Origin of the sequence: Gelidibacter gilvus (genome assembly GCF_004115975.1) — a bacterium.
GTDB classification, from domain to species: Bacteria; Bacteroidota; Bacteroidia; order Flavobacteriales; family Flavobacteriaceae; genus Gelidibacter; species Gelidibacter gilvus.
In genome coordinates this window covers 34,636-49,977 of record NZ_SDDZ01000015.1, presented here as the reverse complement: position 1 = coordinate 49,977, position 15,342 = coordinate 34,636, and the positions used below count along the sequence as shown (strand labels likewise).

The 15,342-nt window shown below is 40.4% G+C and carries 10 protein-coding genes; all 10 read left to right on the top strand.

Going from position 1 to position 15,342, the window contains the following annotated elements:
• Positions 1-12: 12 nt before the first annotated feature.
• The 10 genes from ESZ48_RS16890 to ESZ48_RS16845 all read left to right on the top strand — a co-directional run bounded on the left by ESZ48_RS16890 (position 13) and on the right by ESZ48_RS16845 (position 15,284).
• Complete coding sequence (locus ESZ48_RS16890) at positions 13-564, top strand: glutathione peroxidase (protein WP_129018680.1); 552 nt, start codon at positions 13-15, stop codon at positions 562-564.
• Between the two features lie 96 nt (positions 565-660).
• A complete protein-coding gene (locus ESZ48_RS16885) occupies positions 661-1,077 on the top strand; it encodes an HYC_CC_PP family protein (protein ID WP_129018679.1) in 417 nt (138 codons plus the stop codon).
• Positions 1,078-1,220: 143 nt separating this feature from the next.
• Complete coding sequence (locus ESZ48_RS16880; RefSeq protein ID WP_129018678.1) at positions 1,221-5,021, top strand: efflux RND transporter permease subunit; 3,801 nt, start codon at positions 1,221-1,223, stop codon at positions 5,019-5,021.
• 5 nt (positions 5,022-5,026) lie between these two features.
• Positions 5,027-6,265, top strand: coding sequence for a TolC family protein (locus tag ESZ48_RS16875; protein WP_129018677.1), 1,239 nt, complete (start codon positions 5,027-5,029; stop codon positions 6,263-6,265).
• Between the two features lie 50 nt (positions 6,266-6,315).
• Positions 6,316-8,718, top strand: coding sequence for a multicopper oxidase domain-containing protein (locus ESZ48_RS16870; protein WP_129018676.1), 2,403 nt, complete (start codon positions 6,316-6,318; stop codon positions 8,716-8,718).
• A 53-nt stretch (positions 8,719-8,771) separates the two neighbouring features.
• Positions 8,772-9,350, top strand: coding sequence for a DUF3347 domain-containing protein (locus ESZ48_RS16865; RefSeq protein WP_129018675.1), 579 nt, complete (start codon positions 8,772-8,774; stop codon positions 9,348-9,350).
• Between the two features lie 68 nt (positions 9,351-9,418).
• A complete protein-coding gene (locus ESZ48_RS16860) occupies positions 9,419-9,871 on the top strand; it encodes a heme-binding domain-containing protein (protein ID WP_129018674.1) in 453 nt (150 codons plus the stop codon).
• Positions 9,872-9,971: 100 nt separating this feature from the next.
• Positions 9,972-13,028, top strand: a complete 3,057-nt coding sequence (locus tag ESZ48_RS16855) for a heavy metal translocating P-type ATPase (protein ID WP_223266490.1) — start codon at positions 9,972-9,974, stop codon at positions 13,026-13,028.
• A gap of 16 nt (positions 13,029-13,044) precedes the next feature.
• Positions 13,045-13,527: a DUF305 domain-containing protein gene (locus tag ESZ48_RS16850; RefSeq protein WP_129018673.1), complete on the top strand. Its 483-nt coding sequence runs from the start codon at positions 13,045-13,047 to the stop codon at positions 13,525-13,527.
• Positions 13,528-13,541: 14 nt separating this feature from the next.
• Positions 13,542-15,284, top strand: a complete 1,743-nt coding sequence (locus tag ESZ48_RS16845; RefSeq protein ID WP_129018672.1) for an efflux RND transporter periplasmic adaptor subunit — start codon at positions 13,542-13,544, stop codon at positions 15,282-15,284.
• Positions 15,285-15,342 lie beyond the last annotated feature (58 nt).

Sequence of the window (15,342 nt, the reverse complement as noted above, 5' to 3'; positions counted from 1 at the left end):
CCATAAAAACAAATGAAAAATATTCTAGTCGTTTTAACCTTCTTTTTCTCTATTAATTTAATCTCACAAACTTCTGTAGCCATGCAAAATAATTCCATTCATCAATTTAAGGTCCAATCGCTTTCTGGTGGTGAGATCGATTTTTCGAATTTCAAAGGAAAGAAAATACTGATTGTAAATACTGCTTCAAAATGCGGATACACACCGCAATACGAGGGCTTGGAGAATTTATATAATGAGCATAAGGACAAGTTGGTCATCGTAGGATTTCCGGCCAATAATTTTGGAGCTCAGGAACCTGGGAGCAATGATGAGATTTCAACATTTTGCGAACAGAATTATGGGGTGACTTTCCCAATGGCCGCTAAAGTATCGGTAAAAGGACAGGATATGGCTCCCATTTTTGAGTGGCTGACTTCTAAAGCTGAAAATGGCGTTATGGATGTGGATGTGAAATGGAATTTTACTAAATTTCTCCTTGACGAAAACGGACAACTTATCACTTCATTTGAAAGCAAAATTAAGCCAAAAGACGGAGAGATTTTGGCAGTGCTGGAAAGATAAAATTTAAATGGTTTATTCTTTAAAAGAGTTATCAACCTATTCATCATTAATATAAATTCCAGAACCTGTGCAAAAATTTTATATCTTTGCCACTATATGAAATCATTTTTCCATAAAATGTTATCGGTTACCTTAGCGACTTTAGTATTATTTACTACAATGTCGTTCACTGTGGATATGCATTATTGTGGAGATCATTTAGTTGATTTTTCTTTGTTCGATAAGGTTAAGACTTGTGGAATGGAGAAACAAGTGCCGACTAAAGAATGTGGTAATGAACTTACAGAAAAATCATGTTGTTCAGAACTACAGATCGTTATGGAAGGTCAAGATGATCTGAAATTAACATTTGACACTTTAAATTTAGAGCAACAAGTTTTTGTTGCCGCCTTCTTCTATTCGTATATCAATCTTTTTGAAGGATTGGATGAAAACATCATTCCTTTTAAAGATTACAATCCCCCCTTTCTCATACGGGATATACAAAAGCTACACGAGACTTATTTAATTTGATTTTAAACAGTTCCGATCCGATACTTATCGGAACGGAAAATTAGCCCTTTGGTGACAACCCAATTGGGCTCATTTTGTTGACTTTAATTTTCTGATTTTATCAGGGTTTTATTCAATGTTTAACTGTTTAACAATCCAAATCAATGCTAAATAAAAGCATAAAATTTCTTATAGAGAATAAGCTGGTAGCGGTTTTATTGCTCACCCTCTTCGTAGGCATGGGCGTGGTCAATGCTCCTTTCAATTGGGATACTGGCTTTCTTCCCACCAATCCTGTTGCTGTAGATGCCATTCCTGATATTGGTGAAAACCAACAAATTGTTTACACACAATGGGAAGGGCGCTCCCCTCAGGATATAGAAGACCAAATAAGCTATCCGCTTACCACGACGTTATTGGGAATTCCAGGGGTGAAGACCATCCGTAGTTCCTCAATGTTCGGCTTCTCGAGCATCTATATTATTTTTGAAGAAGATATCGAGTTCTATTGGAGCCGCAGCCGTATTTTGGAAAAGCTCAACTCCTTGCCTTCCGGTTTACTTCCTGATGGTGTCAACCCATCCTTAGGTCCTGATGCTACAGGATTAGGGCAAATTTATTGGTACACTTTAGAAGGTCGCGATAAAGATGGCAATGTCACCGGAGGTTGGGATCTGCACGAATTACGAAGTATCCAGGACTATTATGTGAAATATGCACTGTCTTCAGCAAGTGGTGTTTCTGAAGTGGCATCGATAGGAGGTTATGTACAGGAATATCAAATTGACGTAAAACCAGAGCTGATGCGCCAATATAATATTGGTCTATCGGAAATTGTCAAAGCGGTAAAAGAAAGCAATAAGGATATTGGCGCACAAACCATGGAAATCAACCAAGTGGAATACTTGGTGCGGGGTCTGGGCTATATAAAATCTGTTGCGGATATTGAAGATGCGGTTGTAACCTCTGAAAATTATACGGCCATTCGGATTAAAGATATCGCAAAAGTAAGTTTGGGGCCTGCTCCGCGACGAGGGATTTTGGACAAAGAAGGTGCTGAGGTTGTAGGCGGCGTGATTACCGCACGTTATGGTGCCAACCCGATGGCCGTGATCACTAATGTCAAGGAAAAGATAGAAGAGCTTAAGGCTGGTCTGCCTTCCAAAGAGCTTTCAGATGGCACGATATCGCAACTCACCGTCGTTCCTTTTTATGATCGATCGGTACTTATTCAGGAAACTTTAGATACACTTGACGAGGCCTTAAGCTTGGAAATTCTTATCACGATCTTAGTCATTATTGTCATGGTTTTCAATCTAAGAGCTTCCATACTGATTTCAGGATTATTGCCCGTGGCGGTCTTGATGGTCTTCATTGCGATGAAGCTCTTTAATGTGGATGCCAATATTGTTGCCCTATCCGGAATTGCTATTGCCATCGGTACGATGGTGGATATTGGGGTCATACTTTCTGAAAACATCATCCGACATCTGGATGAGGAAAAAGAACGCTATACTCTGACTGGGATTAAACAATCGATCAATCATGTGGTCTATGAGGCTAGTGCTGAAGTTTCAGGCGCTATTCTTACCGCGGTATTGACAACCATCATCAGTTTTATTCCAGTGTTTACGATGATCGGTGCGGAAGGTAAATTATTCAGACCCTTGGCGTTTACAAAAACCATGGCCATTACTGCTTCGTTTATTGTAGCGCTATTTCTGATTCCGCCGTTTGCAGCCTACTTGTTCCGTAGAAAAAGCCTTAGAAAAGTTACTGCAAATCTCATCCATATCATATTAATCCTTCTTGGAATTACGGCCATCGTTTATGGGTATTGGTTGGGCCTTATTTTAATAGGATTCGGCATCACCGGCTTGTTAAAAGACGAGAACATAACTTCTAAACTATCCGATAGGTTAACTCTGTCCGATAAACGCGCCAATAGCATAAATATATTAATCTCTGCCTTGGCGGTTGTCTTCCTCTTGGCAGAATTCTGGCGTCCACTTGGCGTGGATAAAAGTATTTTTTGGAACTTGTTGTTTGTAGGTTTTATCTGTTTTGGTCTCTTAGGGTTGTTCTGGTTGTTTCAATATTACTATACTCGGATTCTTGGCTGGGCACTTCGAAATAAAATATTATTTCTTTCTTTGCCTACACTTATCGTTGTTTTTGGAGTCTTGATCTGGCAAAATACGGGTAAGGAATTTATGCCCTCACTTAATGAAGGCGCTTTCCTATTAATGCCAACCTCTATGCCTCACTCTGGGGTTGAAGAGAATAAACGTGTGCTACAGCAATTGGATATGGCCGTGGCGAGTATTCCAGAAATCAGCACTGTGGTTGGAAAAGCTGGGCGCACGGAGTCGGCTTTAGATCCAGCACCATTATCAATGTATGAAAATATCATTCTGTATAAATCGGAATACGCGTTAAATGAAGATGGAAAGCGCCAACGGTTTAAAGTGGATAAAAATGGATTGTTTGTTCTTAAAAATGGTAGCCTTGTTCTGAATCCGAATGGTGATGCTGCGAAGAATGGCGATGCTGAAACTACAGAAACACAAGATTCATTTTTTGTAAAAGAGCAAGATCTTGTTCCCGATAATGACGGCGAATTTTATAGAAATTGGCGACCGGAAATAAAGTCTCCGGACGATATTTGGAATGAAATAGTCCGAGTGACCAAACTTCCTGGGGTCACCTCCGCCCCAAAATTACAGCCTATTGAAACCCGATTGGTCATGTTGCAAACCGGAATGCGCGCCCCGATGGGAATTAAAGTTTTGGGACAAGATCTTGGTAAGATTGAAGCTTTCGGAATAGAATTGGAAGAAATTTTAAAACACGCAGAAGGCGTAAAAGTAGAAGCAGTGTTTGCTGATCGAATAGTTGGAAAACCCTATCTCTTAATAGACATTAAAAGAGATCGATTGGCGAGATACGGTGTTACCATTGAAGAGGTTCAGCAAATTCTACAGGTAGCTGTGGGAGGCATGGCGTTGACACAAACGGTGGAAGGAAGAGAACGTTACGACGTTAGGGTGCGTTATCCGCGCGAGTTACGGGCGGATCCAGAAGACCTGAAAAATATTTACGTGCCAGTAGAAAATGGCAATCCTGTACCCTTGGGCGAACTTGTTGAAGTGCGCTATGAGCAGGGACCCCAGATGATCAATAGTGAGGATACGTTTCTGGTAGGTCATGTGTTATTTGACAAACTCGACGGCTACGCGGAAGTCAATGTGGTAGAAAATGCACAGGCCTTGATCAAAGAGAAGATTGCCAGTGGAGAGCTCACCGTTCCAAAGGGGATCAATTACAAATTTACGGGAACCTATGAAAACCAATTGCGCGCCGAAAAAACCCTTTCTATAATTGTGCCTTTGGCTTTGGTGATCATCTTTTTCATCCTGTATTTCCAATTCCGTTCGGTATTTACGTCCCTAATGGTATTCTCAGGAATTGCAGTTGCGTTTGCTGGCGGATTTTTGATGATCTGGTTTTACGGTCAGGATTGGTTCTTAAATTTCACCTTTTTTGGCGAAAACTTACGGGAAATGTTCCAAATGCATCCCATAAACTTAAGTGTCGCTGTTTGGGTCGGATTTATTGCGCTCTTTGGGATTGCCACCGATGACGGCGTCGTCATGGCTACTTACCTCACCCAAACTTTTGATAAAAACGAACCAGAAAATGTCAAGGAAATCCGTGCCTCCGTTGTAGAAGCCGGAATGAAGCGGATCCGCCCATGTTTGATGACTACAGCCACCACACTTTTGGCTTTGTTGCCCATATTGACATCTACAGGTCGCGGAAGTGATATCATGATCCCAATGGCCATTCCAAGTTTTGGTGGGATGTTGATTGCATTGATCACACTCTTTGTTGTGCCTGTATTATTCAGTTGGAGACGGGAGGCAAAATTGAAAAGACGACTAAGAATTCTTAAAAACCAATAGAAATAATGAATCTTAACTTAAATACAATCATTCGTTGGCCTAGGTCGCAGTTCCGCTTTGTAGGGATATTTCTTGTGACGCTGCTGTTTTTTGGAGGACCTTCACACGGGCAGGAACTGGCAACTTATATTGAAGAAGCCATAACTAACAATCCCAATATTCAAGCTGTTGAAAAGCAACATGCCATTTCGCTGGAAAAAATTTCGGAGACCAACACGCTTCCTGATACTGAGATTTCAGCCGGATATATGGTTGGAACCGAAATGCCCATGATGCAGCAAGGGGAGTTTTCGGTGATGCAAATGTTGCCTTGGTTTGGAACTATCCCTGCCCGTGGCGATTATGCTTCAGCATTAGCTGATGCCGATTTTTTGGAAATTGAAATCGCCAAAAGAAAAATCGCCATGGTTTTGTCGCAATCCTATTACCGGCTTTATCAAATTGCTAAAAAACAAGAAGTGTTGGAATCCAATATTCAATTGCTACAAGTTTATGAGCGGATGGCATTGACCTCGGTGGAGGTGGGACAGGCCTCAGCGGTATCGGTGTTGCGGCTTCAGATGCGGCAAAACGATCTGATGGAACGAAAATTAGTGCTGGAGCAAGATTATGCCGCAGAACTGACAGCGTTCAATAAGATTATGAACCGTAGCGAAATCGCCGAAATTTCAATTGCAGATAGCTTGATAATGCCTGAGACCGACGTTGAAATTGATTTTGCCAACCTTTCACTCCACCCTGAATTGCGGAAATTCGAGGAGCTGAACAAGGTCGTTTCCCAAGCGGATGCGCTCAATAAAAAAGAGAGTGCGCCTGGTTTTGGAGTAGGACTGGAGTATATGCTGTACAACGAAGCACCCAATATGTTGATGCCGATGGTGTCACTTTCTATTCCCATTTTTAATAAGAAATATAAATCCATCGCAAAACAGAACAAGCTCCAACATGAAGCTTTGGACATTCAAAAACAAGCTTCGGAAAACTCCTTGATAGCAGAATTGCAAACCGCAGTTAGAAACAGAAATGCAGCGCGAATCAGTTTTGATACCCAGGAGAAGAACCTTATTCAAGCGCAGAATGCCAACGAGATTTTGTTGAAGAATTATGAAACCGGAACCATCGATTTTAGGGAGGTTTTGGATGTACAGGAATTGCAGTTGAATTTTCAAATAAATCGCATTGAAGCGATTGTTGCTTATTTTAATCAAGTGAGCATTATCGATTATTTTACGGGAACAAATTGATAACTAATGATTAGTGAAATCAGTTACCCAATAATTTAAAACTAATAACAATGAACCATCTAAGATTCTTTACAATATTGCTTTTAATAGGCTGTGGACAAGTAACTGCACAAACAGTGGAAGGTAATCCTGATAATCTTCCGGTTCGTGAATACACTTTGGTAATCAAAGAGGAATTGATCAATAAAACTGGGAAAGAGGTTAAGGGAATGACCGTAAATGGATCCATTCCGGGACCAACCTTGGAGTTTACGGAAGGTGAATATGCGGTGATTTATGTAAAAAACGAAATGAGCGTTGAAACCTCAATTCACTGGCATGGTCTTTTATTGCCCAATTTTTTTGACGGCGTACCTTATTTGACAACGCCTCCAATTAAAGCTGGTACAACTTTTAAATATGAATTTCCCATCAGACAGTCGGGTACGTATTGGTACCACTCCCACACCATGCTTCAGGAGCAAAGTGGCGTTTTTGGTTCTTTGTTGATCCATCCAAAGGAAAAAATATTGGACTATGATCATGATTTAATTGTCATGTTATCTGATTGGACCAATGAGAATCCGCACAGCATAATGCAAAATCTCAAACGCGGGAACGAGTGGTATCAAATGAAGAAGGGAACGGCAACACCTTTGAATAAGGTTATTGCCCGAGGAGCCTTCGGTTCACAGCTCGATTTCTGGAGACAACGGATGGGAGGCGCAGACATTGCCGATGTTTATTATCCTGCATTTTTGGTCAATGGAGAGAAATCAGTAGAATACTCCGATTACAAACCCGGAGAGAAGGTCCGATTACGAGTCATTAATGGCTCCGCTTCTTCACAATTTTGGATGACATTTGGTGGGGAAGCTCCTATGTTGGTGGCTGCAGATGGCATGGACGTTGTTCCTTTGCTACAGAGTAAAACCTTTATAGCTACGGCTGAGACTTATGATTTTATAATCACTATTCCCCATCATGGGAAGATTGAGTTACGGGCAATGGCACAGGATGGTTCTGGCATAACTACGGCATACTTTGGAAAAGGAGAAGTTCTTCCTGCGGAAGTTATAGCAAAACCCGATAAGATTGAGATGATGCAGGAGATGGCAAATATGGATATGAAAATGGGGGCACACGCCTTGAAATTTCGTCCAAAAAAAGATGAGCGTTATGAAATGAAGAAAGAATACGGAATGCAAATGGATGATATGAATATGCCTAAAGATTCTGATATGAATGAAAAAATGGATCACTCAAAAATGAGCCATGGCAGTACTGAATTGAATATTGACTCAACTAAATCTAAGGAAGTGATAGACATGGATTATTCAAAGATGGATCATTCAAAAATGGTAATGAAAAAAGATTCTACTGAAACTATGGATGTAATGAAAATGGATCATTCAAACCTGCCTGCCGGCAAGGCAGGGATGGATGGTATGGGCATGTTTTCTGAATACAATTATGATTATCTCAAATCTCCAGAACCTACTACCTGCGATAAAGATCTTCCTGTAAAGGACATCCTTTTGAACCTCACTGGAAATATGAACCGTTACATCTGGAGTATGAACGGTGTTCCATTAAGCGAGACAGATCATATAAAAATAAATGGAAAAGAAGTCACCCGGATTACTTTTAACAACCTTACCATGATGCATCATCCCATGCACTTGCATGGTCATTTTTTTAGGGTTATCAATAAAAACGGAGAATATTCGCCTTTAAAACATACGGTCAATGTTGCACCGATGCAAGAAGTGACAATAGAGTTTAGCGGAAATGATGGCGATGAACATGGTGATTGGTTTTTCCATTGTCATATATTATATCATATGATGAGCGGAATGGCACGAGTAGTAAGCTATGAGACACCGCGTGATCCAAGAATGGAAAAATATCCAGTAAAGCATTTAATTAAGGAGGCAGACGAGTTTTATACGTGGTCAACACTTGAAGCAGCTTCACATATGGCGTCATTTAATTTTGTTGCATCCAATATTCGAAACCAATTTAATATTTCTGCAGAATACGGCTGGAACCAAAACTTAGAAGCCGAAGTGACCTATGAACGTTATCTACACGATTATCTCAGAGTGTTCGGTGGGGTGAAAGCTGAAAATGAAATGGCAGACAGTATGGAGGATATTTCGACCACAGCAATCGCAGGGATTCGATTTTTAACACCGTATCTGTTCAATCTTGATGTCCGTATCGACAGCAAATTGAGACCACAAATTAGCTTAACCCGTGAAGTATTGATTTTTCCAAGAACAGCCATTTTTGGAAGATATGAATACCAAGCCGATTTTGGATGGGTTGATAAGCTTTCAATGGGAAATAATTATGCGGACGAAGTTACCTGGAATGCAGGAATAGAATATTATTTATCACGAGACTTTTCATTGATGGCAAGCTACGACAACCGTTTTGGTGCAGGTGGTGGACTGTCAGTGAGATTCTAACAAACCTTTATAAATCAGTTAAAATCAAGTATTAATTTAAATCAAAATCAAAAATGAAGAATTTACGAGTAACAACAACAATTATCGCAATGGCTTTTGTAGGCCTTACAGCAATGTCTTGTAAAGACGGTCAGAAGGAAGAATCAAGTGCTACAATGGACTCTGAAGTGAGCCAAGAGCAAGGAAGTACCTCTACGTCTGATGCACAAAATCCTGAATCTCAACAAGTATTGGCTGATTATATGTCTTTAAAAGACGCTTTAGTTGCAACCGATGAAAAAGCTGCGGCAGATGCTGGAAAGAAACTTGAAAGCACATTAAAAAGTATTAAATTAGATAGCTATACTTCTGAAGAGCAAAAAGAGCTAAAAGAAATTATTGAATCAGCAACAGAGCATGCAGAGCATATTGGTAGAAGTGACATGGCCCACCAACGTGAACATTTTCAGATGTTAAATCAGGATGTAACAGATATGGTGGCAATTACCGGGACAGCAAACACGCTTTACCAGCAATTTTGCCCAATGTATGGTGAAGGTGGTGCTTGGTTGAGTATGGAAAAGGAGATAAGAAATCCTTACTTCGGCAGCAAAATGATGAAATGCGGAGAAGTACAAAAAGAAATTAATTAAGTAATAAACATGCAGGGTATTCCCCGCTTTTTAGCGGGGGTCCCTGTAGGTTTAAGGCAAGGGACTTAATGAGAATACTGAAAGTCATATTATTTGTTTTATTGGTAGTCTTTATAGGCATTCAGTTTATGCCTACAAAACGCAACCAGAGCGACCTTGTACCAAAAACTGATTTTTTAGTGGTTAACAATACCCCAGAAACTATTGGTAAATTATTGCAGGTGTCCTGTTATGATTGTCACAGTAACAATACAGCTTATCCGTGGTATAATGGAATTCAACCCATTGCTTGGTTCTTAGAGGATCATATCATGGAAGGGAAAAAAGAATTAAATTTCAGTGAATGGGACGCGTATTCAAATCGTAGAAAAAACAGTAAACTAAAATCTATCATGAGCCAAATTAGAGATGATGAGATGCCTCTTTTCACTTACACATTAATTCATAGGGATGCCATTTTATCAGACGTTGAAAAGCAGAGTATAATTGAATATATGAAGAGCGTTCAGGATAGCTTATAATTAAGTTGAACATGGATGGATGATAATCCGAAAATGTAATGTTCTAATCCATAGGTTTTTTCATATTTATAGGAACTATAAGAATCTAAAATTTAAAATTATGACACACATATACAGCATAGAGGGAATGACCTGCAATGGTTGCAGAAGCCACGTTGAAAAAATACTTTCCAATATAGAAGGCGTCTCCAGTGCCACCGTTAATTTGGAGAAAAAAGAAGCGACCATCGAAATGGAAAACCATATCCCGCTCGAAAAATTTCAAAAGGTTTTAAAGGATGATGGAGGGACTTATAGTATTCATAATTTGGGAGAGGATTTCAAATTGAAAGATATGGATGAGGAGATTCCTGCCTCCGCAGGAATTATGACACACACTTACAGCATAGAGGGAATGACCTGCACTGGTTGCAGAAGCCACGTTGAAAAAATACTTTCCAATATAGAAGGCGTCTCCAGTGCCACCGTTAATTTGGAGAAAAAAGAAGCGACCATCGAAATGGAAAACCATATCCCGCTCGAAAAATTTCAAAAGGTTTTAAAGGATGATGGAGGGACTTATAGTATTCATAATTTGGGAGAGGATTCAAAATTGAAAGATAGGAATGAGGAGATTTCTGCCTTCCTGCCTGCTGGTCAGGCGGGCGCAGGAATTATGACACACACTTACAGCATAGAGGGAATGACCTGCACTGGTTGCAGAAGTCACGTTGAAAAAACACTTTCGAATGTAGAAGGCGTCTCAAGTGCCACCGTGAATTTAGAGAAAAAAGCGGCGACTATTGAAATGGAAAAACATATCCCGCTCGAAACGTTTCAAAAGGCTTTAAAAGATGATGGTGGAACTTATAGTATATATAATGTAGGCGAAGCGCCTGATCCCTCCGAAATGAAGAAAGAAAAACTTCCAAAAGGTGTTGGTACGGGCGTCTTTTATTGCCCAATGCATTGTGAAGGCGACAAAACCTACGATAAACCAGGGGATTGTCCGGTTTGTGGGATGGATTTGGTCGAAGAGCAAAATTTATCAGCTATAGCTTCAGAACAGTGGACTTGTCCGATGCATCCGGAAATTGTACAAGATGAAGCAGGTTCCTGCCCAATCTGCGGAATGGATTTAGTCCCGATGGAACCCGATCTTTCATCCGAGGAAAAAACCTATAAAAAATTATTGAAGAAGTTTTGGATTGCCATGGCGTTTACGTTGCCAATCTTCATCATTGCGATGAGCGAAATGCTCACTACGAATCCATTGTACGATATTATGGCCCAGCAAAGTTGGAATTGGGTTCAATTTGCACTTTCCGTTCCCGTAGTGTTTTATGCCACTTGGATGTTCTTTGAACGTGCTTATAGAAGCATCAAAACATGGAACCTCAATATGTTCACACTTATAGGTATTGGTGCTGGAGTTGCTTGGTTATTCAGTCTGGTAGCGCTGTTTTTTCCGAATGTTTTTCCTGATCAGTTCAGATCGGATTCTGGTGCGGTTCACGTCTATTTTGAAGCCGCAACCGTTATTCTAACACTGGTACTTTTAGGCCAACTTTTAGAAGCACGTGCCCATAGCAAGACCAATTCCGCGGTAAAAGAGTTACTGAAATTGGCACCCAACAAAGCCGTCAAAATGGTAGATGGTGAAGAGGTAATTGTCAGCATCGATAAAATTGCGTTGAATGATATTCTCAAAGTAAAACCCGGAGAAAAAATTCCTGTGGATGGGGTCATTACTGAAGGTGAAACCAGTATCGATGAATCGATGATTACTGGAGAACCAATACCTGTGTCTAAAACTAAAGACGACAAAGTCAGCAGTGGCACGATTAACGGCAATCAAATGTTTTTGATGAAGGCGGAAAAAGTGGGCAGTGATACCTTACTGTCCCAAATCATTAAGATGGTGAATGATGCGAGTAGAAGTCGTGCGCCAATCCAAAATTTAGCCGATAAAGTTTCTGGCTATTTTGTGCCGGTAGTAGTGATCATATCCGTAATTACTTTTGCAGTTTGGGCCATTTGGGGTCCGGAACCAGCGTATGTTTATGCGTTGGTCAATGGTATTGCGGTGTTGATTATCGCTTGTCCATGTGCTTTAGGATTGGCTACACCAATGTCCGTGATGGTGGGTGTTGGAAAAGGTGCTCAAAATGGTGTATTGATCAGGAATGCTGAAGCTCTTGAAAAAATGGATAAAGTGGATGTTTTAATTATTGATAAAACTGGAACCATTACCGAAGGCAAACCAACGGTTGAAAAAGTAGGTTCATTTAATCCTGAATTCCCTGACAAGAAGGTATTGGAATACATTGTTTCACTAAATAGCAACAGTGAGCATCCGTTGGCAGACGCCACAGTAAAATATGGTAAAGAACAAAAAGCCGAAATTCTCAAATCAGAGGCCTTTAGCGCAGTTACTGGGAAGGGCGTTGAAGCGACTGTTAACAGTCAAAAAGTAGCTTTAGGTAATCCTAAAATGATGGAATATGCCAATGCGAAGATCAATTCAGAAATGGAGAATGAGGCAAAATCCTTTCAGCAACAAGGTAAAACCGTTTCCTATTTAGCCGTTGACAAAAAGGTTGTAGGCTATGTGGTGATAGGTGATAAAATTAAACCGACAAGTGCAAAAGCCATTAAAGAACTTCAAGAAAGAGGTATTGAAGTCATCATGCTGACTGGAGATAATCATAACACCGCACAAGCTGTGGCTACAGAGCTTCACTTAACAGATTTTAAAGCAAGCATGTTGCCAGAAGACAAACTCAAGGAAGTAGAAAAACTGCAAAAACTTGGAAAGGTAGTTGCCATGGCAGGTGACGGCATCAATGATGCGCCAGCATTGGCAAAAAGCGACGTGGGTATTGCTATGGGTACAGGTACAGATGTAGCGATTGAAAGCGCAATGATCACCTTGGTGAAAGGCGATTTGCACGGCATCGTTAAAGCTCGAAAGCTAAGTCATGCCGTGATGAAAAATATCAAGCAAAACCTCTTTTTTGCCCTTGTTTATAACACTTTAGGGGTGCCGATTGCAGCAGGTGTTTTGTTTCCGGTATTCGGGATTTTATTATCGCCAATGATTGCTGCTTTGGCGATGAGTTTTAGCTCGGTATCTGTTATAGGGAATGCCTTGAGATTAAGAGCGGCTAAGATTTAACTAAAAACAAATCATTATGGAAAAAAATAAAGAACACTCCAAAAACAATACCTATACAACCTTCATTTTGATGCTTGCTGCATCGTTTGTGGCAATGTATATCACCATGTATTTAAACACCTATGCCATAGACCATGTGTATTTTAGCCTGACTCGGTTTTATATGACCTGTTTGGGAATTTCAGCCATGGCGGTCATTATGTGGGTTTTTATGCGCAAAATGTATCAAAATAGGAAAAAGAACATTGCTATTCTATTGGGTAGCTTCATTCTATTTGTTGGAGCACTTGGCTTGGTAAGAGCCCAAAGCCCTATTGTTGGTGATTTACTGTGGTTGAAAGCTATGATTCCGCATCATTCCATCGCTATTTTGACGAGTTCACGAGCAGATATCAAGGATCCTGAAGTAAGAAAATTAGCCGATGATATTATTGAAGCACAAGAAAAAGAAATAGCCGAAATGAAGGCCATTATTAAACGTTTGGAAAGTACTAAATAAAAAAGATAAATTAAATGAAAAAGAATATCATTTACACGGCTGTTGCATTGATTGTGGGTTTGTTGGTAGGATTTTTACTGTTTGGTAGAGATTCTGGAAACAAGTCAACAAATTCAGACACCCATGAGCATTCAGAAGCAGCTGCACAAATGTGGACCTGCTCCATGCACCCACAAATTATGCAACCCGAACCAGGAGATTGCCCACTTTGTGGGATGGATTTAATTCCTGCAGATGCAGGTGGGGAAGGTCTCGCATTGAACGAAATAAAAATGACCAATAATGCTATGGCTTTGGCAAATGTCCAGACGATGGTGGTTGGCAATACATCGGAAACAGAAGAAAATGCCTTGGTGCTTTCTGGAAAAATTATGCCCAATGAAGAGGCCAATGCAGTGCAAGCCAGTTATTTTGAAGGGCGAATTGAAAAATTGAACGTCAATTTTACTGGTGAAAATGTACGTAAAGGACAATTGCTGGCTACAATTTACGCGCCAGCGCTTGTGGCGGCACAACAGGAACTATTGACCGCAGCATCAATGAAAGCATCCCAACCTGCATTGTACAACGCTGTGCGCAACAAACTGAAACTGTGGAAACTGTCCGAAGAGCAGATCAGTCAAATTGAGACCTCGGGAAAAGTTAGAGAGAATTTCCCGATATATGCGACGGTTTCCGGTACGGTTTCAGAAAAACTGACTGAAGAAGGCGATTATGTCACACAAGGACAGCCCATCGTAAGAGTTAGTAACTTAGCTACAGTATGGGCAATGTTTGACGCTTATGAAAATCAGATTTCACAGTTAAAGGAAGGTCAAAAAATATCGGTGACCTCCAATGCCTATCCAAACAAGGAATTTGAAGCCACGATATCTTTTATTGACCCAAGTTTGAACACCCAATCCCGAACGGTTTCGGTTAGAGCAACCTTGAATAATAAAGAGGGGATTTTAAAACCCGGAATGTTCGTGACATCGAAGGTTCAGGTCGCTAAAAGCACAGACCAACAATCGCTAATTAGTATTCCTGCTACTGCGGTGCTTTGGACAGGAAATAGATCTTTAGTTTATGTAAAAACCAATCCAGACGAGCCTGTTTTTAAAATGCGCGAAGTTGATTTAGGACCAAAGAACGGCGACATGTACATCATTCTTGACGGTTTATCCAACGGCGAAGAAGTCGTGGTTAATGGCACGTTTACCGTGGACGCTGCCGCACAGCTTCAAGGTAAAAGAAGCATGATGAACACCGATGGACAGTCGGAGATGGATCCTACAGACCATCTTGCAGGCATTGAAAGGTTGGAAGTGCCATCTAAGTTTCAAGACCAGCTAAAAGCAGTGTTTGATGATTATATGGTCATCGAGAAAGCTTTGGTCAAGGACAATTCAGAAACACCAAAAAAGGCAGCTGGAGATTTACTTAAAAGTCTTCAAAAAGTGGATATGAAGTTAGTTAAAGAGGAGCCAGGACATAGCCATTGGATGTTGTTGGATAAAGAACTGCAGCAATCTGCGCTCGCAATTTCCAAAACATCCGATATCAATGAACAAAGAGATCACTTTATCCATCTTTCTGCACATTTAATAAATGCGGTGAAAACTTTTGGCATCAATCAAAAAGTATATGTGGATTATTGTCCAATGGTGAAAGACGATCTTGGCGCGTTTTGGCTGAGTACTGAGAAGGAAATCCTGAATCCGTATTTTGGCGCAAGTATGTTGCGATGTGGTGAGATCACGGATGAAATCAACTAATATATAATAGTGTTGGAAGTTTATTGTTTATCATTAAACCTTGTCGTGTATTTTTGAT

Coding starts and splice junctions, on each gene's coding strand:
- ESZ48_RS16890 (WP_129018680.1), top strand. CDS start 13: ATGAAAAATATTCTAGTCGTTTTAACCTTCTTTTTCTCTATTAATTTA.
- ESZ48_RS16885 (WP_129018679.1), top strand. CDS start 661: ATGAAATCATTTTTCCATAAAATGTTATCGGTTACCTTAGCGACTTTA.
- ESZ48_RS16880 (WP_129018678.1), top strand. CDS start 1,221: ATGCTAAATAAAAGCATAAAATTTCTTATAGAGAATAAGCTGGTAGCG.
- ESZ48_RS16875 (WP_129018677.1), top strand. CDS start 5,027: ATGAATCTTAACTTAAATACAATCATTCGTTGGCCTAGGTCGCAGTTC.
- ESZ48_RS16870 (WP_129018676.1), top strand. CDS start 6,316: ATGAACCATCTAAGATTCTTTACAATATTGCTTTTAATAGGCTGTGGA.
- ESZ48_RS16865 (WP_129018675.1), top strand. CDS start 8,772: ATGAAGAATTTACGAGTAACAACAACAATTATCGCAATGGCTTTTGTA.
- ESZ48_RS16860 (WP_129018674.1), top strand. CDS start 9,419: ATGAGAATACTGAAAGTCATATTATTTGTTTTATTGGTAGTCTTTATA.
- ESZ48_RS16855 (WP_223266490.1), top strand. CDS start 9,972: ATGACACACATATACAGCATAGAGGGAATGACCTGCAATGGTTGCAGA.
- ESZ48_RS16850 (WP_129018673.1), top strand. CDS start 13,045: ATGGAAAAAAATAAAGAACACTCCAAAAACAATACCTATACAACCTTC.
- ESZ48_RS16845 (WP_129018672.1), top strand. CDS start 13,542: ATGAAAAAGAATATCATTTACACGGCTGTTGCATTGATTGTGGGTTTG.